The organism is Apibacter sp. B3706 (assembly GCF_011082725.1).
In the GTDB taxonomy this organism is placed as follows: Bacteria; Bacteroidota; Bacteroidia; order Flavobacteriales; family Weeksellaceae; genus Apibacter.
The window spans coordinates 876,079-895,902 of the sequence record NZ_CP049715.1 but is presented as its reverse complement, the minus strand read 5'-3'; the positions used below and the strand labels follow the sequence as shown (position 1 = coordinate 895,902).

Here is a 19,824-nt window from a genome sequence, read left to right as displayed (position 1 = left end):
TTATGAGTTCATCAAAAAAACATCAAATTCAATTTTTTTCTAAAGAGGATTTATCGGCGCCTTATTTCTTGAAAATTGCTGAAGAAATTTTAGATAATTTTCAAGAAGATAAATTATATACTCTAAATGAATTATTTGAGTTTTACAATATTAAATTATTTTTTGATAATGGACTATATTTAACAACATGGAGTGAAAAAAGAAAACATAATTATCATGTAATTATAGATAAAACATTTGATATTCTTAAACGAAAAATTATTAAAATCACAGATAATTGTCTAGAATTAAAGTTAAAAAGTATTGAATATATCTATATAAATAATTTTTGGAATCTTGTAAATAAATTCAAAGTATATAAAAATTTTAGTAGTGAAATTTTTTTTAAAATCTTAAATAATAATAAAAGATACATTCACTCTATATTGTTACATAAAGGTATAGTTGATTATTTTGATAATAAAATAAAAGAATTTCTTATCGGATATGAAAATACAGCTGAGATTTTACTTACAAAGTTAGAAAAAGATCATTCTTTAGATGAATCACCACAATATTTTTTTCCAAAAAGTTTAAGTCTTTTTGACAAAGAAAAAATTATAGATTCTTATTTAGAAAGAAATAAACCTAACTTAAATTATGTGAGATTAATTGAGAATTCTAAAGACTCTAATGATCTGATATTATCACCAAAAACTAGGTTAAAAGCTAAAAAGAAATCAATTCAACTAAATAGTGAAATATCAGAAAGTGAATATATTCAAAATGTTAGTATTAGTATAAGATTTGATAAAAATCAATTAGAACATGTAATATGTAATCATACACAAGAGGTTTATGAAATTATTTATAGTGAAAAATTTTTAAATACTTTAAATAATAACATTCAATTATTTCATGTTTTTTCTCAAATATTTATTTTTTTAGATGAAAAAAATCTTATATCACTTGTAAGTAAAACAAGTGAACTTGGACTCCTTGAGACACTTTTTGTGAAATCCAAAAATGCTTATGAAATAGGTGAAGAATTTATACATAAGGAAATTTTATCAGAATTACAATTACTTATTTTTGAAGATTATTTAAAACGAAATAATAATTCTATTGAGAATATTATTAATTCATTTATAGAATATTTAAATACTCTGATATTTAATAATAAATTGGTATTTAAAGTTAATACTAATAATCATTCTTATATTGAGAAAATAAGAACATTAGCCCCAGATTATGAGTTTCTATTAAAACAATTTAAACTATTTGTAGATGAAAAAGAAATTGATTTAGAATTAATTCAAATTAACTCTTTTCCTATCAGGTTTAGTGAAATACACAGCTTAAATAATAAAAAATATATTTATATAAATGATAATCATATTCATTTTTTAATACATCATTTTTATTCAGATCAAAGTTTATTATATAATGTAGAACCATATGAAAATAAATATAATAATTTATATGACTTACTTCTATATGAAAATTTGAAGCTTGTTAATTTCAAAAATTTTCAAAGAGATATTATCGAAAAATTAATTGATGAAAAATATTTAAAAGTAGATAATCAAGGTTTTATAAAATTATATAATGAAATTTTAATCTTTATTATTGGAGAACTTTATCGTAATGAAGTTCTAAGTTACTGGAATTACTCAGAAGTTATTAGAAGAGAAATAGATATTTTATTAGATAAAGGTTTATTGAAATTCGAAAATACACTATTAACAGTTCAAGAGAGAGAATATCTGAATTTTTACCTCAATAAAAAAGAATTCACTAATGGATATGATTTAAGAAATAAATATTTGCATGGAACAAATTCTTTTTCTAAAAATGAACATCATAAAGACTACTATTCATTACTTAAGATTATAATTCTTACATTATTAAAAATTGAAGATGATATCTTAATTTATTACAGGAATAAATAAATTTCTCCCCTCTTATTTTTAAAAATTTAACAGCTCAAACCTATTTAACCTAATACAAGAACATTATAGAATACAAAATTAAAAGCCCGATGGTATTAACTATCAGGCTTTTAACATTAGATAATATATGTTTAATTTTCTAATTGAGTACCATCGGCAAAAACAATTTTTTCTATAGTAATTTTAAATTTTAAATTTCGAAAATTGGACTCATTAATATCTTTTTCTTTTTCACTACGTCCTTTAGCAATATCGGTTTCAGCTTGGATAGATTCTTTGGGAGGTATTCTTTTATCGGTCAAACTAACCGTATTAGATAAACCAATCATTTCACCTAAAGTATTATAGATTGTGTAAGTAAATTTAACTCCAACAATTTCTTTATCTGTTTTATTTTGAACAGCATATTTAAAAACATGATAAGAGGTAAATAAATGATCAACATCTGTAGGTTTAAAATAATAATCATAAAACGAAATAGTTATTGCATTATTAATCTTTTCTTCCTTTTCTGCTTTTTCTCTTGCAGATTTTTCTGCTAATTCTTTTCTTTCTTTTTCTTTTTCTTTAGCTTCCTTTAAAATTTGCTTATATGTTTTGCCTATTGAAGATCGATTTCCAAATAATGCCATTGCTGCAAGTAATTCTTCATCTTCTTTATCTAGTTTTTTACTTTTTAAAATAGCTTCATAATCTGTATCAAATGTTTTGGGATCAAATTTTTTATTTAAAGGATTTGAACACGATACCAGAAAAATTGATACCAGGCAAGCAATAATGATCTTTTTCATGATTAAATGTTTTTTTATTTACAAATGTAATAAATTTTTTATATTTTATCCAATATAAACATAATTTAAACAGTTAGATATAATATGAATTTTATAATTCTTTAACTTTTGTTTCGTTACTTTACAAATTTAAGTTTAAGTTGAACGTATTTCAGAAAACGTGCATATTGATGATTTCTTAGGAATTTTTTATTTCAAGGCAAATAAAAAGAATTGAGCCTTACAGAATACTAAAATGATCCGTACAACAAAATAAAAAAAGAAATCCCATTATATTTTTACTTGAAAAAAATAAATATCATTCAAACTATACACTTATATCATTAATAGGTTTGAAATAATGATTTTATTAATACCATTAATCCTCAACGAATGAAAAAAATAATCCTGTTACTGACTATGAACCTAGTTATTTGGGCAGCAGGTCAGCAAAATAAACATCAAGTAGAAATGAATCAGACAAAACAAACCGAACATTACACGTTTACGTTAAGCGATAAGGTAACAAGACAGAAAGTTACATTTAAAAATCGCTACGGAATTACTCTTACCGGAGACTTATATATCCCTAAAAAACACACTAATAAACCCCTACCCGCCCTTGCTGTGTGTGGACCTTTTGGAGCAGTTAAAGAACAAGCTTCGGGATTGTATGCCAATCAAATGGCAGAAAGAGGTTTTATTGTATTGGCTTTTGATCCTTCTTATACAGGAGAAAGCGGCGGGGAACCTCGCAATGTAGCATCTCCTGATATTAATACTGAAGATTTTAGTGCAGCCGTTGATTTTCTGGGAATTCAAAAAAATGTAGATAAAAATAAAATTGGAATTATTGGTATTTGCGGATGGGCGGGATTTGCCCTAAACGCTGTGGCAGTAGACAAAAGAGTAAAAGCTGTTGCCACAACGAGTATGTATGATATGTCCCGGGTGATGTCCAAAGGATATTTTGATAAAATGACTTTAGAAGAACGAACCAACATTTTAAAGCAATTGAGTGAGCAACGATGGAAAGATGCAGAAGATGGCATTTTTCATGCAGGCCCTTAATTAAATCCTGTGAAATTGAATGGCGATGAACCGCAATTTGTAAAAGATTATTACGATTACTATCGTACACCCAGAGGATTTCATGAACGGTCTTTGAATTCAACGGGAGCTTGGAATGCTACCAATCCCCTCTCCTTTATGAATATGCCTATCTTAACCTATATTAAAGAAATATCTCCCCGACCGATATTATTAATTGCCGGAGAAAATGCACATTCACGATATTTCAGTGAAGATGCCTATCAATCGGCTGCAGAACCTAAAGAATTACTACTAATTCCAAATGCTGTTCATGTGGATTTATATGATAACGTAACAATCATACCTTTTGATACATTGGAACGATTTTTTAAAAAGCATTTAAACTAATGCTAAATAAAATTTTTTGTTATTGTAAGATTTTAAATAAATAGTAAAAAATATCTCAGTATTAACCCTATAATTTTATTAATTCGTCATATCTTCATAACTTAGTAACAGAATAAATAATTATTTAAATTTTAAAAAAAGAAAATATGGATTTTTTGGAATTAGCAAAAACCAGGTATACTACTAAATTATATGATCCCACTAAAAAAGTATCTGAAGAGAATATTCAAAAATTAAAAGAAATATTGAGGCTTAGTCCCTCTTCCATCGACAGCCAACCTTGGAAATTCTATTTTATATCAGATTCGTCACTAAAAGACGAATTAGCGGGAGCTTCTGAATTTAATTCACAAAAAATAAAAGATAGCAGCCATATCATAGTGTTTACTGCTCTGGATAATGTCAAAAAATTTGAAGAGGAAATGCCTAATTATTTGCCTGAAGGCAGCATGGCTTATTATAATCAAGTACTGAAACCGCAATCAGAATTTGAAATAAAATCTTGGTTTCAAAAACAAGTATATCTATCCTTAGGATTCTTTTTAAGTGCCTGTGCCGCCTTAGGTATTGACAGTACTCCTATGGAAGGAATTGAACCTAAAAAATATAATGAAATATTGAAACTCAACGATTATACAACCCTTTTTGCTGTAGCCATTGGATATAGAAATCCGGATGACAATAATCAACCTTCTAAAACTCCAAAATCCAGATTGGAAATGGACAAGATTATAAAATCAATATAGTAGAATAAAAAGTTTAAAAAAAATACTATTTAATGTTTAAATAGTATTTTTTTGTTTATATGCTTCAACGTATTTAATTCAAAATATTTTTAAATAAATGATAATTGATCAAATACGTATATTAAAATTCCAATTTCATCATAAGATCCGTTTGCTTATCTTCTCCTAATACAAAAAAATGCGTATCAAAAACCTTGAGTCCATTTTTCTGATAAAATTTTATGGCTTTAATGTTTTTCACCCAAACTCCTAACCAAACATAAGTGCAATTTCTTTCTTTAGCTATGGCAATGGCCTGATTAAATAATTGTTGTCCTATAAATTGTTTTTGAAAATCCCTAAGAACATATATCCGTTCAATTTCCATTCCCTCATTTTTTTTAATTTCCGTTTGAGCTTTTCCAAAATTAATTTTAAAATAACCTACAGGATTCTGATCGATTTCGGCAAAATAAAATTCAGAATTGGAATCAGCTAACTCGGATTTCAATTGATCTGAATTTACATGTTCATCCAAATAACGATCCATATTTTCTTGAGTATTTGAACTTCCAAAAGTTTCAACAAACGTTTTATAACTTATATAAACCAGTGATTCTATATCTCTTTCACTTATTTTTCGTATCTCTAGCATTTTACCTGAATTCAATTAAATTCAAAATTAAACTAAAATTACTATTCATACACGATCGTATAGATTTTTTATCAATTGAAACAATTCCTTACAATAATTTCAAACTATAGATAAGTAAAATCAATTCCTTACAATAAAAAATTACTAATTTCGTAATTGTATATATAAAGCAATATCATGGATTTGCAAGATCAGCTTAAGAAACTATTTCCGAATCATCTATTTGAAGAACCTGAAGAATCATCTTCCACCCCTAAAAAAGAATTATTTATGCAGGAGGACCCTATTATTTGTAAATATGAAAAAAAAGGAAGAAATGGAAAGCCCGTTACTATCTTGGAAAATTATAACGGAGCAGATGAAGATTTAAAACAACTTGCCAAAGAACTAAAATCCCAATTAGGTGTGGGCGGATCTGCCAAAGACGGAATTATTGTTATTCAGGGAAATTATCGAGATAAAATAATGGATATTTTAAAAGAAAAAGGATTTTCCGTAAAACGAGTGGGCGGATAAAATATAGATATCAAATTTAAAAAAATTAGCTTTACAAACTATGGCTTCTAAATTATCAAATTCAGAATTAGTATTAAATCCCGACGGGAGTATTTATCATTGCAATATCAAACCCGATGAGCTGGCAGATACCATTATACTGGTTGGTGATCCGGGACGCGTACCTAAAGTGTCACAATATTTCGATTCCATTGAAGTTACGTCTCAAAAACGAGAAATTGTTACTCACACGGGAACACTTAACGGAAAAAGGCTTACTGTAATATCCACAGGTATGGGTACCGATAATATTGATATCGTTTTGAATGAGTTGGATGCTCTTGCCAATATTGACTTAATTAATAAGAAAATTAAAACTATCCCTACCCGACTTACTTTTGTTCGATTAGGAACCTCCGGTTCTTTACAGTCCGATATTCCGGTAGATACGATGGTTGCCTCAACTAAAGGATTAGGATTTGACGGTTTAATGAGCTTTTACGCAAATACTGAAAATTTTTACACCAATGAAATTGCAGAAGCGTTTACATCGCAAACCAACTGGAATAAAAAAAGAGCAGCTCCTTATGTTGTAGACGGCTCTCAAGAATTACTGGACCTTATGTGTGAAAATTCAGCCGTCAGAGCCGGCATCACTGCAACCGCTATTGGTTTTTACGGTCCTCAGGGAAGAATTTTACGTTTGGACTTAGATGATGAAAAGATGAACGAAAAACTTAATCGATTCGAATATAAAAATCACAGAATTACCAATTTTGAAATGGAAACATCAGCCATTTACGGTTTATCTCAATTGATGGGTCATCGTGCTTTATCATTAAACACTATTGTAGCTAACCGTTATGCAGGTACTTTTAGTAAAGATCCGTATTCCTCTATAGATAAAATGATACAATATGCTTTAGAAAAGCTTACAAGTTCTAATTAATTTTTTTTTAAATTAATTAGAACCCAAATCTATTTTCTTAATCATTGTATGGTTGAAAATATAATAACCCACTAAATTATGCTGTAAATTCTCCAGAGAAAATAGGCTAAAAATATAATTAATAAAATCCATTTATATTTAGGAAATCTATAGCAGAAATACAGAACAAACAACCATACAGGAATCAGCTCAATAGATAATTCCATACCGGTAAACCACATAATGGGTAAAATTCCAACTAAGAATATCAAACAAATAATATTTCCCAGCGGAAACCATAAAGAAGGAAATTTAGTTTTAAACACTCCTTCTTTATTTTTACTTCTTTTAAAATAAAAATGGGTTAAACTGATGATTATCCAATTGATGATTAGAGAAGAAACTACTAACGACATTAAATAATTGAGAGCTTCTTTCGGCATTACTTTGTTTACAATAACACAAACAGCAGCAAATAAGGCGGAAACCAATATGGCCATTACCGGTACATGATTGGCATTCAGTTTCGATAAAAATTTAGGAGCATTTCCTTGAACGGACAAACCATATAACATCCTACTGTTACTGTACACGCTGCTATTATAAACAGATAGGGCTGCAGTTAAAACCACCACATTCAGAACATTTGCAATGATGCTTGTAAAATAAAAAGTATGACCTAATAATGTAAAACTAAAACCGTTAAGGGTATCAAAAACGGTTACAAACGGACTGCTTCCGGTTGTTATTTCTCTCCACGGAGAAAGTGAAAATAAGATCAGTAAAGCTCCGGTATAAAAAATAAGGATTCTGTATATTACCTGATTCGTCGCTTTAGGGATAGTTACTTCAGGATTTTCTGCTTCAGAAGCAGTGATCCCGATCAGCTCCAACCCTCCGAAAGAAAACATAATGAAAGCCATTGCGGCAAGTAACCCTTGATAACCTCCTGTTCCATCTGAATTAAATAAGCCCTTAGGAAAAAATCCACCGTCGTTCCATAAATTAGTTATGGATGCTTTAGGGACTCCCGAACCGCTTATCAAAAGATAGCTTCCAAAAACAATCATAGCTATGATTGCAATAACTTTTATGATTGAAAACCAAAATTCTGCTTCTCCGTAAATCTTTACATTAGCCAGGTTAATTAAATTAATAACCACAAAAAAGAATAAACTCGATACCCATAATGGAATTTCCGGCCACCAAAAATGTACATAGGTTCCTATGGCGGTTAATTCCGTCATGCTTACTAACGTGTATAACAACCAATAGTTCCAACCGGAAGCAAAACCTGCAAAAGGTCCCCAGTATTTGTTGGCAAAATGACTAAAACTTCCCGATACCGGTTCTTCAACTACCATTTCTCCCAGTTGCCTCATAATCATAAATGCTATAAATCCGGCAATGGTATAACCTAAAATAACGGATGGTCCTGCCATGACAGCAGCCGGTCCGATTCCTAAAAATAATCCGGTACCTATGGAGCCGCCTAAAGCGATAAGTTGTATATGTCGATTAGATAATCCTCTTTTTAATTCTTTCTTTGTTCTATCAGACTTTAAATTCTTCAAAATTAATTCTTTACAGTTAGTAATTTAGTATTAGTATAAAAAATTGTAATTATTTTTGCTCCATTTTCAAATAATACATAATTTCAGATAAAATTTATCTTATTTTATACGAAATTTAATAAATTTTACAAATATAATGAAATTCGAAAAATAACTGTTTTTTTAATGATATATATCTGTTAAAATCTTACATTTTCGATAAATCTATTCCTAAATTAACAATGATTTTTTACCAAATCACAACTAAAACTAAAGATTCAACACAAAAAAATGTAAATTATCTACTTTGCTGTATAAAATAAACCCTTTGATATATTTTTTAAATGCTTGAGACTATAAATCGATACTGCAATTGATCCATTCTGCATCAAATTTTGCATTATACTTTTTATAAAATTCTATTGCCGTTTCGTTCCATTCCAATACCTGCCATACCATCCCGTTTAATTGTTGATCTTTAGTTTCCCTAATTACAGCCTCAAAAAGTTGACTTCCTATTCCTTTTCCTCTCCAATAGGGGCATACATAAAGATCTTCAAGATACAGGCGTTGCCCCTTCCATGTCGAATATCGCACATAGTATAAAGCAAAACCTATAATGGTTTTAGATTTCTCATCTTCAGCGACCAACGCCCACCAAACGGGATGATCTCCAAATCCGCTTTCTTCAAAATGGGATAGATTTACGGTAACTTCATCCGGTGCTTTTTCAAAATCGGCTAATTCATGTACTAATTCCATTAATCTTTTACAATCTCCTTTAACTGCTCTTCTTATCATTCTGTTTACACTTAAAATTAAGTTTGTAATAATTTTTAATTTAAACTATTAAAGATAAAAAATTAAAATAAATTTATCTTATTTTAGAAAATAAAAATTGGATAGTATGTAATAATTTCAATTGTAAATGCTATTTTAAAAAATGGAAATAAAAATTATCTAATGCTAATGCGCCTTTTACCTTTGTTTCCCGTCATTTTGTCATAAGATTTTCATTGGTACTTTTTTTGACTTTTGAAAATTAATTTTCATTAATTAATCGTAAAAAACAAAAAAATATATGGCAAAAGGAAATATTAATGTATCGGTTGAAAATATTTTTCCACTGATTAAAAAGTTTTTATATAACGATCACGAAATATTTTTACGTGAGCTGGTATCTAATGCTACCGATGCTACATTAAAACTTAAACATTTATCGAATATTGGAGAAGCTAACGTTGAATACGGCAGTCCAATTATTGAAATTAAAATAAACAAAGAAGATAAAACCCTTCATATTATCGATCAAGGGATCGGTATGACAGAAGAAGAAGTACAAAAATATATTAATGAAGTAGCGTTTTCCGGAGCTGAAGACTTTATTTCTAAACACAAAGATGCTGAAAAAGAAGGTATTATAGGTCATTTCGGTTTAGGCTTCTATTCTGCTTTTATGGTTGCCGATAAAGTGGAAATCATAACTAAATCTTATACAGATGCTCCGGCCGTGCAATGGGTTTGCGACGGAAGTCCTCAATTCGATTTAGGTCCTGCAGATAAAAAAGATCGCGGTACTGAAATTATTTTACACATTGCCGAAGATTCTTCTGAATTTTTAGAAGAATACAAAATTCGCGAACTACTGTTAAAATACAATCGATTCATGCCTATTCCGATAAAATTCGGAACTAAGGAAGAAATGTTACCGCTACCTGAGGGTACTGATAAAGATGCCAAACCTGAAAAAGTAATCGTTGATGATATCATCAATAATCCTAATCCGGCATGGACAAAGTCTCCTTCTGAATTGAAAGATGAGGATTACAAAGCATTTTACCATGAGCTGTATCCGATGCAATTTGATGAACCTTTATTTTACATTCATTTGAATGTAGATTATCCGTTTCATTTAACCGGAATTTTATTTTTTCCTAAATTAGCCAATAACCTGAATTTAGATAAAGACAAAATCCAATTATATCAAAATCAAGTTTTTGTTACCGATGAGGTTAAAGGCATCGTTCCCGATTTCTTAATGTTATTGAGAGGGGTTATTGATTCTCCCGATATTCCGTTAAACGTTTCTCGTTCTTATTTACAAGCTGACGGCGCTGTTAAGAAAATTTCTTCTTACATCACCAAAAAAGTGGCTGATAAGATGGTTTCTTTAATTAATGAAAACCGCGAGGATTTTGAAAAGAAATGGAATGATATTAAAATAGTAATAGAATACGGAATGATTTCCGAAGAAAAATTCTATGAAAAATCAGATAAATTCGCGCTTTATCCTACGGTAGATCATGTATATTATACGTTCGACGAGTTAAAAGATAAGATTAAAGATCACCAAACCGACAAAGATGGTAAATTAGTGATCTTATATGCTACCAATTTAGATGAGCAAGATCAATACATTCAAACGGCTAAACAAAAAGGTTATGAAGTTTTATTATTGGATTCTCCAATAGTTCCTCATTTAATTCAAAAATTGGAAACTTCTAAAGAAAATATTTCTTTTGTACGAGTAGATGCAGATCATATTAACAATCTTATCAAGAAGGACGAAAACACCGTATCTGTTTTAACCGATGAAGAAAAAGAAACTCTTAAAAAAGAAATTGAGGAAAATGTAGATTCTAAAACGTATACTATTTCGTTAGAAAATTTAAGTAAGGATGACGCTCCTTTTATTTTGACTCAGCCGGAATTTATGAGAAGAATGAAAGATATGCAACAAGTGGGCGGTGGAATGTACGGCATGATGGGTAATTTCCCTGAATCTTATAATCTTGTCGTTAATACCAATAATCCTATTGCTTCCGAAATCTTAAAGAAGGAAAACAAAGACGAAAAAGCTTCCATTATTAAACAAGCTTTAGACTTAGCTAAACTTTCTCAAAATATACTTAAAGGTAAAGATCTTACTGATTTTATTAAGAGAAGTTACGAAATGATAAAGTAAAAAATAATCTTTGATAGATTAAAAGCCATTCTAATCAGAATGGCTTTTTTTAATTTTATTTTAATAAAACTTGTTTTAGTTATCTATTCCTCTATTTTAACCGTTTCTTTATTTTTTCCGGATGACTAAAATTAAGTGATAGATACTGTTTAATTCAAAAATAACTTTCTTTTTAGCTTATTTAACTAACGATTTAATAAGATCTGTAGAAAGATTGGAATTTTTTACTTCATATTCTTCTGCTACTTGAAAAAATCCATTAACAATTTGACTAGTTGCGTACTTAGCAATCGAATTAGATTCTTTTTCGGTTGTTGAAGCAGGGTTTCCGGTAATCATGGCTAAGGCATTTTGAATTGTTTTGTTGTTTAATGCGGAATTAACCAATGCGGTTACTCCACTGCTGTTTAATTCATTTTCAACCTCGGGTTGTATTGCTTCAAAAAGTTTCGCTTCCGTTTTCCTTTTCAAATATTGAGTAGCTGCTCCCTTTCCTCCGGCTATAATTTTAGCAGCTTCTAAAGGCGTGATGTCTTTAATTGCAGAATTAATGATAGGCTTAAATAAATTAACTGAAGATTGAGCTGCTTTTCCGATGTTTTGCTTTTCACTTTCAACAATACTCGATAAGCCTAAGGTTTCGAGTTTTGTATTAATATCCTTAAGTTCATCGGGTAAGGCTTCTTCCATTTTTGTATTGATTAGAAATGAACCTGTATCTTTTAGTACAGAAAAACTTTGATTGGTACTGGCAGTTAAAATTTTTTTTACGGCATGTAAGGCGGCTAAATGATTGGTTGATCTTTTTTGACAGATACATAGTTGAAAACTCAATATAAAAATAAAAAGCAATCCAATTTTAGAATAAAATGTATAATTCATAAATTTTTATAATTAAAAATAACAAGCAAAAATACTATTATCTTTTAATTATAGTAACGATTTTATCCGATTAACTTTTTATCGAGTTTTTACAAGTTTAGAAAATCTTATTTATCCGTTTTAAAATAATTTACGATTATTGAAGTTCTTTTATCTCCAATAAGCTTTTGAATTTCATCTTCGCTAGCCTGTCTTATGGCTGATACGGATTTAAAGTGATTTAAAAGTATTTCAATGGTTTTTTTTCCAATTCCGGGTATTGTTTCCAGTTCAGTCGTGAATGTTTTTTTACTTCTTTTATTTCTGTGCCTCGTTATTCCATACCTGTGCGCCTCATCTCGAACTTTTTGCAGCACTTTTAGGGTTTCTGAAGTTTTATCCAAATATAAAGGGATGGAATCATGGGGAAAATAGAGTTCTTCCAACCTTTTGGCGATCCCGATAATAGGTATTTTTCCCGCCAATCCCAGTAATTCCAATGATTTATAGGCAGAGCTTAACTGACCTTTTCCTCCGTCAATTAGTATAAGTTGAGGTAATTCGTTATTTTCTTCTAATTGCCTTTTGTATCTGCGATATATTACCTCCTCCATAGTAGCAAAGTCATTAGGTCCTTCTACTGTTTTAACATTAAAAATACGATACTCTTTTTTACTCGGTCTGCCGTTGCGGAAGACAACACAGGCAGAAACCGGATTGGTTCCTTGTATATTGGAATTATCAAAACCTTCAATTAATCGTGGTTCTTCCGGTAAATGTAAAAGCGTTTTCATTTCAGCCATAATTCGGTTGGAATGTCGTTCGGGATCTACAATTTTAACCTGTTTTAGCATTTCTAACCTATACTCTTTGGCATTTCTTTCAGATAAATCTAATATTTTCTTTTTATCCCCTATTTTAGGAATATATAATTTTACATCCGGTATTTTTATATCTACAGGAAAAGGAATATAAATGATTTTAGATACTGAATTGAATTTTTCTCGTATTTCAATTATACTTTTTTGTAATATTTCTTCATCGGATTCATCCAACTGTTTTTTTATTTCAGTTGTATAGGATTGAATGATTCTACCTTTTACAATTTTAAAATAATTAACATAAGCAGCCGATTCATCGGAAGTAATACCGAATACATCCACATTGGATATAGTGGGTGAAATAACAGTTGATTTCGCTTGATATTTTTCTAAAATATCTAATTTTTCTTTTATTTGCTGTGCTTTTTCGTATTCCATTTTATCAGAATACTGCATCATTTTTTTTCGTAAGGATGCTAAAGGCTCGGATATATTACCTTTGATAATATCCCGTATTTCTTTGATATTTTCTAAATAATCTTCAAGCGTTTGATATTCCTCACAGGGACCTAAACAATTATGGATATGATATTCCAGACAAACGGAAAATTTATGTGATTCAATTTTTTCTTGAGTTAAATCTAAATTACAACTTCGTAAGGGATAGATACTTTTTATTAACTCTAACAGTGCTTTGGCTACTACTACGGAACTATAGGGTCCATAGTATTCAGAACCGTCTTTTATTAATTTTCTGGTTAAAAAAACTCTTGGAAAGGGTTCATTTTTAATGCATATACAAGGATAGGTTTTATCATCCTTTAAACGAATATTATATCGCGGCTGAAATTCTTTAATCAGATTATTTTCCAACAATAAGGCATCGTATTCAGTATCAACAATCGTAATTTTTAAATTTTTAATTTTTGAAACTAAAACTTTAGTTTTACCTACATGTTCTTTGTTGAAATAGGATGAAACCCTTTTTTTTAAGTTTTTAGCTTTTCCAACATATAAAATTTTCTGGTTTTCATCAAAAAACTGATAAATTCCCGGTTTGTTAGGTAATGTTTTTAACTGAAGTTCTAATGACATATCTGTTACTGAAATTTCCTATACAAAAATACGTATAACTAAATTAATTAATGATTCAAAAATAGAGACGAACTAAGATTCTTATCTTAGTTGCAACAATTGAATGGTAAGGTTGGAAAAATTAAAATTGGACTAAAAGGAAGATTTATTCTATTTTTACTACATCTTTTATATCACTGAATTTTAGTCAATTCTGTGATCATATTAAAAATTGTATTTATCCATCCACAAATTTTTAAGATAATCTCTGAGTTTGTTTTCTCTTGGATTATTACCGGGTTGATAAAAACTTTGATGAGAAGCTTGATCGGGTAAAAATTCTTGATATACAAAATTTCCCGGATAATCATGGGCATATTTATATCCTGAACCGTAATTCAGCTCTTTCATTAATTGAGTGGGTGCATTTCTAATTGGTAAAGGAACGGGCAAATTTCCTGTTTCTTTAACGTATGCTAAGGCTGAATTTATTGCCAAATAGGAAGCATTTGATTTAGGAGAGGTTGCTAAATAAATGGCACACTGACTTAATAAAATTCTTGCTTCGGGATTTCCAATGACATTTACCGCTTGAAAGGTATTATTTGCTAATATTAAAGCTGTAGGATTGGCCATACCTATATCTTCTGAAGCGGAAATAACCATCCTTCGAGCTATAAATTTAATGTCTTCTCCCCCATCCAGCATTCGAGCTAACCAATATACGGCTGCATTGGGATCTGAACCTCGAATCGACTTTATAAAGGCGGAAATGATATCGTAATGTTGTTCTCCTCCTTTATCATACAAAGCCATATTTTGTTGAATGACTTTTTTTATTTCTTCATTATTGATATGGATTTCCTCCTGATCACTGAATTGTTGTACAACTAAATCCAAGCTGTTTAACAGTTTTCTGGCATCGCCTCCTGAATATTGCAATAAGGCCTCTTCTTCATCTATAATTACCTTCTTTTGGGACAAAGTTTCATCTTCTGTTATAGCTCTGTGCAATAAATTGGACAACGCTTTTTTGTCTAAGTGATAAAGGGTATATACCTGACACCTGGATAATAGTGCTGATACAACTTCAAAACTGGGATTTTCCGTGGTTGCTCCGATTAATACGACCCATCCTTTTTCAACGGCTTGTAATAAACTGTCTTGCTGCGACTTGTTGAATCGGTGGATTTCATCAATAAACAAAATAGGACTTTTTCCGGTAAATAAATTTTGATTTTTAGCCTTTTCTATTACTTCTCTTACTTCTTTAACTCCGGAGCTTACCGCACTAAGTGTATAATAGTCTCTTTGAGATTCATGGGCTATTATTTCTGCGAGAGTTGTTTTTCCTGTTCCCGGAGGACCCCAAAAAATCATGGAAGCCAGATTTCCACTTTCCACCATTCGTTTAATGGGACCGTCTTTTCCTATTAAATGATTTTGATATTGATAGTCCTCAAGGGTTTTCGGACGCATTCTTTCTGCTAAAGGTGACTGGATCATCCTCTTATGTATTAATACTGTTTCTAAATGTAATTATTTATTTTCAAATTTTATGGTTCAAAGGCAATAAATTTTTACATATACTAGTGTATATATGCTATACATATTTGAACTTAAAACTTTAAAAAAAATCCTACTTTATAAAAATAGAGTTACCTAAAGTTTCTGTAGTTTTACCATATAATTTTTCGTAAACTAATATTATATTGAATAGATATCCTTATTAGTTATTTTTGTAAAGCGTTTTGCCGTCTTTTTCTAATTCATAGATATCATTAATTTTTTTTACTACCCAATTTCCATTTTTCCATTCAGTATCATTTATCTTTTGTGCGATCACTGAACCGGGTATTTCAGATGAAAATATTTCGATACGATCTTTATCTACAAGTATATAAGCTGCTTGAGTAGAGGTTGTGGAAACTGGTTTTAATTTAATTCCTACACTAAACGGTTGAACGCAATCTCTTTTAATTTGTGACCATTGAGAACCGGTAGATTTTTTACACCCGTGTTCGTCTGCATCATTTCCTACAATGACCGAATGGGTGTTATTTTTAGATGAACAGGCAAGTAAGCTTAGAGTAGTTCCTAAAATTAAAAAAAATTGTTTCATTATTAAAGTTTTTAGATTATTTATGGTTTAAGTTCAGCAATGAATCCAAATATTCCCTGTCATTAGCTAAACGGGGTATTTTATTTTGACCACCCAATTTACCTCTTTGCTTCATCCAGTCATAGAAAAGATGAGGTCTTGCTGAATGTACTTTGGGCATCGTTAATGTCATATTATTATATCTTTTGGCTTCGTAATCGGAATTTAATTTCTGCAATTCATTATCTAAAATTTCCGTAAATTTTTCCATAGAATTCGGTTGTCGTGCAAATTCTATGATCCACTCATGCGAACCTTTTTCTTTTCCTTTCATAAATATCGGCCCGGCCGTATATTCGGATATTATCGCTTGGGTTTCTTTTTCCGCCTCTTTTAAGGCTTTTTCAGCATTTTCAACCATCAATTCTTCACCAAATGCATTAATATAAAATTTGGTTCTTCCCGTAACTCTTATTCGATACGGATTTTTAGAAACAAACTTTACCGTATCACCTATAATGTATCTCCACAATCCGCCATTAGTTGTTATAACCAATGCATAATTGGTGTCTAACTTTACATCTTCAATGGATATAACTGTCGGATTATCCGAATAAAACTCATCCATAGGTATAAACTCATAAAATATACCATAATCGAGCATTAAGAGCATATCTTTACTTTCATTGGTATCTTGCATGGCAAAATACCCTTCGGAAGCATTATAAATTTCATAATAATTAATCGGTTTGGAAAATATGGATGCATACTGCTCAACATAAGGAGTGAAACTTATTCCCCCATGAAAGAAACATTCAACATTCGGCCATAATTCATCAATGTATTTTTTATCAGTGGCTTCTAATACTTTTCGTAATAATACCATCATCCAGGAAGGAACTCCGGTAAAACTTCCCACATCTTGCGTAATGACTTGTTCCACAATTGCAGGTAATTTGATTTCCCAATCTTTTAAAAGAGATACTTCTTTATTTGGAGTGCTTTTCCATTCTGCCCAAAAGGGTAGATTATCTATTAAAACGGCAGATAAATCTCCATATTTCGAATCGAAACCGGCGTAATTTTCTCGGGTTCCTCCCAACCTTAAATTTTTACATTGAAAAATTTTTGTATTTGGATTATGGAAAGCATACATTGAAAATAAATCTTTTCCTGCCTTATAATGACATTCTTGCAAGCTATCTTCAGTAATTGGAATAAATTTACTTTTAGCATTGGTTGTACCGGATGATTTGGCAAACCATTGAATTATTCCGGGCCATATAACATTTTTTTCGCCTTTTCTTGCTCTCGTTATAAAAGGTTCGAAATCTTCATAATGTACTAATGGAACTTGATTTTTGAAATCCTTATATGAAGTTATTTGATTAAACTTATATTTTTTCCCGTATTCGGTATCTTTTGCCTTATATAAAAGAGCTGTTAATACGGCATTTTGGGTATCTTCAGGATTATTAATGAACACTTCCATTTGCTTAACCCTTTTCTTTACATACCACTGGATAAAGGTATTTACAATTCCTGATACCATTTCTTTACTAATTTTAGGATATAAAAATACATATATTACTAAATCTAGCCAAAAATTAACTAATTTTTGAAATAATTAACATACCTTAATTTCATAAGAATTATATTATTCTTAACTTTACATTTCGAGATTTAGGCTTATCTTATTCTAAATTTCGATAAAAAAAATTATATATGAATTTTTCGCAAATCATACTTGATAATAAAGTATTATCTTCTAAAGTAGCCTTAAATTTTAAAGAAAATCATGAATGGAAATCGTATACTTGGTTAGAGTTTACTAATTTAGTTAAACAAACAGCCAATGCTCTAAAGTCTTTAGGTGCTAAACCTGATGACAAGATTGCCATATATGCTGATAATATGCCGCAATGGATGATTTTAGATTTAGCGATTCTTACTATTGGTGCTGTTACTGTACCGATTTTTGCTACTCTAACTTCTGAACAAGCTGAATACATCATAGATGATGCTAATGTAAAAATTATTCTTGCCGGAAATGAAAAACAATATACGAATTGTTTAAAGATCTATTCTAAAGGAACTTCTCTTGAACATATTTTAGTTGCTAAGAATTTTATTGAATTACAAAGTAAATATTCCTATCATTTTTATGATTTGATTAAAGATCAGTCAACAGACTGTGAAGTGGTTTCTAAAGATAAAGACGATATCGCTTCTATAATATATACTTCCGGAACAACCGGAGAACCTAAAGGCGTAATGCTTTCTCACGGAAATTTTATCGAAGCTTGTAAAGCTCATGAAAGTTTCTTTGGTTTTACTCCTAAAAATGAAAATTCATTAGTGTTTTTACCATTAAGTCATGTATTCGAAAAATGTTGGAGTTCTTTTGTACTTTCAAGTGGTGGACAGCTGAGCTTTTGTGAAAATCCTAGAGAAATATCACAATTTCTTTTAGAAGTGAAGCCGACAACCATGTGTTCGGTTCCTCGCCTTTTCCAAAAGATTTATATTTCTGTTAATGAAAAAATCCAAAGCAGTCCCAAATTTTTAAAGAAATTATTTACATCCTCTTTGAAAATTGGTCAAAAATACTCCAATTTAAAAAGAAACGACAAAAAAATACCTTGGTTTTTAGCCCTAAAGTATAAAATCGTTGATACACTGCTTTTCAAAAAAGTTAAGAAACAATTGGGAGGTAAACTTAGATTTATTCCTGTAGGAGGAGCTTCGATCAGTCCTGAAATAACAGAATTTTTGGATTGTATTGGAATTCATTTATGCGTGGGATATGGCTTAACTGAAACCACTGCGACTGTGGCAGCTTTTCCGTTGAAAAACTATGAGTATAATTCGGTTGGTAAGCCCATGACAGGAGTACAAATACGTATAGGCGATGAGAATGAAATTTTAATTAAAGGATACGGGGTTTTTAAAGGTTATTATAAGAAGGAAAAAGAGACTAAAGATGCTTTTACTGCCGATGGATGGTTCAAAACCGGTGATGCAGGAAAATTTGACGAAAACGGAAATTTAATTATTATTGATCGCATTAAAGATTTAATGAAAACGTCTAACGGTAAATATATTTGTCCGCAGCCGATTGAAAATCTTTTAACCAATGATAATTATATTGAGAAAGCTGTGGTTGTGGGTGATAATAAACCATATGTAACGGCCTTATTAGTACCTAACTTTGAGGCTTTAAAACATTTTGCAGAAAATTTAAATATTCATTTTAATTCTTTTGAGGAGCTTATATCTCATCAAAAAATTAAAGATTTATTCACTGCGAGAATCAATCATATTCAGCAACATTTAGCAGGATTTGAAAAAATTAAAAAATTTCAATTGCTTCCTATGGATTTTAACATGGATTCCGGTGAGATCACTCCTACTTTAAAAGTTAGACGTAAAATTGTATTGGAAAAATTTAAATTTCTAATCGATGATATGTATAGTTAACAGTAAATAAATTCTTATTATTATA

At 30.1% G+C, this 19,824-nt stretch carries 15 protein-coding genes and 1 pseudogene; 7 read left to right on the top strand and 9 right to left on the bottom strand.

What is annotated here, in order from left to right:
* The first annotated feature begins 2 nt into the window (after positions 1 to 2).
* Entirely contained in the window at positions 3 to 1,931 is a 1,929-nt protein-coding gene (locus G8C41_RS04080; RefSeq protein WP_166006218.1) for a hypothetical protein, read from the top strand.
* Between the two features lie 131 nt (positions 1,932 to 2,062).
* Here G8C41_RS04080 and G8C41_RS04075 read toward each other — a convergent pair whose 3' ends face one another.
* The gene (locus G8C41_RS04075) at positions 2,063 to 2,722 is read right to left on the bottom strand and encodes a hypothetical protein (RefSeq protein ID WP_166006217.1); all 660 of its coding nucleotides are present in this window, start codon (positions 2,720 to 2,722) and stop codon (positions 2,063 to 2,065) included.
* A 450-nt stretch (positions 2,723 to 3,172) separates the two neighbouring features.
* Between G8C41_RS04075 and G8C41_RS04070 the strand changes: the two are divergent.
* Together G8C41_RS04070 and G8C41_RS04065 are read left to right on the top strand one after the other, a co-directional pair.
* Positions 3,173 to 4,141, top strand: a pseudogene (locus G8C41_RS04070) (alpha/beta hydrolase).
* A gap of 146 nt (positions 4,142 to 4,287) precedes the next feature.
* A complete protein-coding gene (locus G8C41_RS04065) occupies positions 4,288 to 4,887 on the top strand; it encodes a nitroreductase family protein (RefSeq protein ID WP_166006216.1) in 600 nt (199 codons plus the stop codon).
* Positions 4,888 to 5,008: 121 nt separating this feature from the next.
* Here the strand turns inward: G8C41_RS04065 and G8C41_RS04060 are convergent, their stop codons facing one another.
* Positions 5,009 to 5,521 carry a GNAT family N-acetyltransferase gene (locus tag G8C41_RS04060; RefSeq protein WP_166006215.1) on the bottom strand — a complete coding sequence of 171 codons (513 nt, stop codon included), beginning with the start codon at positions 5,519 to 5,521 and terminating at the stop codon, positions 5,009 to 5,011.
* A 177-nt stretch (positions 5,522 to 5,698) separates the two neighbouring features.
* On the opposite strand from G8C41_RS04060, the gene G8C41_RS04055 reads away from it, so the two are divergent.
* Entirely contained in the window at positions 5,699 to 6,037 is a 339-nt protein-coding gene (locus G8C41_RS04055) for a translation initiation factor (protein ID WP_166006214.1), read from the top strand.
* 40 nt (positions 6,038 to 6,077) lie between these two features.
* Entirely contained in the window at positions 6,078 to 6,965 is an 888-nt protein-coding gene (locus tag G8C41_RS04050; protein WP_166006213.1) for a nucleoside phosphorylase, read from the top strand.
* A gap of 71 nt (positions 6,966 to 7,036) precedes the next feature.
* Here the strand turns inward: G8C41_RS04050 and G8C41_RS04045 are convergent, their stop codons facing one another.
* Both G8C41_RS04045 and G8C41_RS04040 read right to left on the bottom strand, forming a co-directional pair.
* Positions 7,037 to 8,518: an amino acid permease gene (locus G8C41_RS04045; RefSeq protein WP_166006212.1), complete on the bottom strand. Its 1,482-nt coding sequence runs from the start codon at positions 8,516 to 8,518 to the stop codon at positions 7,037 to 7,039.
* Positions 8,519 to 8,851: 333 nt separating this feature from the next.
* Positions 8,852 to 9,298, bottom strand: a complete 447-nt coding sequence (locus tag G8C41_RS04040) for a GNAT family N-acetyltransferase (protein WP_166006211.1) — start codon at positions 9,296 to 9,298, stop codon at positions 8,852 to 8,854.
* A gap of 280 nt (positions 9,299 to 9,578) precedes the next feature.
* Between G8C41_RS04040 and htpG the strand changes: the two genes are divergently transcribed.
* Positions 9,579 to 11,462 carry a molecular chaperone HtpG gene (gene htpG, locus G8C41_RS04035; protein ID WP_166006210.1) on the top strand — a complete coding sequence of 628 codons (1,884 nt, stop codon included), beginning with the start codon at positions 9,579 to 9,581 and terminating at the stop codon, positions 11,460 to 11,462.
* 177 nt (positions 11,463 to 11,639) lie between these two features.
* On the opposite strand, the gene G8C41_RS04030 is transcribed toward htpG, so the two are convergent.
* The 5 genes from G8C41_RS04030 to G8C41_RS04010 form a co-directional block, all read right to left on the bottom strand.
* On the bottom strand, positions 11,640 to 12,344 hold the full coding sequence (locus G8C41_RS04030; RefSeq protein ID WP_166006209.1) for a DUF4197 family protein: 705 nt from the start codon (positions 12,342 to 12,344) through the stop codon (positions 11,640 to 11,642).
* A 107-nt stretch (positions 12,345 to 12,451) separates the two neighbouring features.
* Positions 12,452 to 14,239, bottom strand: coding sequence for an excinuclease ABC subunit UvrC (gene uvrC / locus G8C41_RS04025; RefSeq protein ID WP_160566211.1), 1,788 nt, complete (start codon positions 14,237 to 14,239; stop codon positions 12,452 to 12,454).
* Positions 14,240 to 14,443: 204 nt separating this feature from the next.
* On the bottom strand, positions 14,444 to 15,721 hold the full coding sequence (locus G8C41_RS04020) for a replication-associated recombination protein A (protein WP_185152307.1): 1,278 nt from the start codon (positions 15,719 to 15,721) through the stop codon (positions 14,444 to 14,446).
* A gap of 226 nt (positions 15,722 to 15,947) precedes the next feature.
* Positions 15,948 to 16,340, bottom strand: a complete 393-nt coding sequence (locus tag G8C41_RS04015; protein WP_166006207.1) for a hypothetical protein — start codon at positions 16,338 to 16,340, stop codon at positions 15,948 to 15,950.
* Between the two features lie 16 nt (positions 16,341 to 16,356).
* Positions 16,357 to 17,871: a GH3 auxin-responsive promoter family protein gene (locus G8C41_RS04010; RefSeq protein ID WP_166006206.1), complete on the bottom strand. Its 1,515-nt coding sequence runs from the start codon at positions 17,869 to 17,871 to the stop codon at positions 16,357 to 16,359.
* Positions 17,872 to 18,044: 173 nt separating this feature from the next.
* Here G8C41_RS04010 and G8C41_RS04005 point away from each other — a divergent pair, with 173 nt between their 5' ends.
* Complete coding sequence (locus G8C41_RS04005) at positions 18,045 to 19,799, top strand: AMP-dependent synthetase/ligase (RefSeq protein WP_166006205.1); 1,755 nt, start codon at positions 18,045 to 18,047, stop codon at positions 19,797 to 19,799.
* Positions 19,800 to 19,824: the final 25 nt, after the last annotated feature.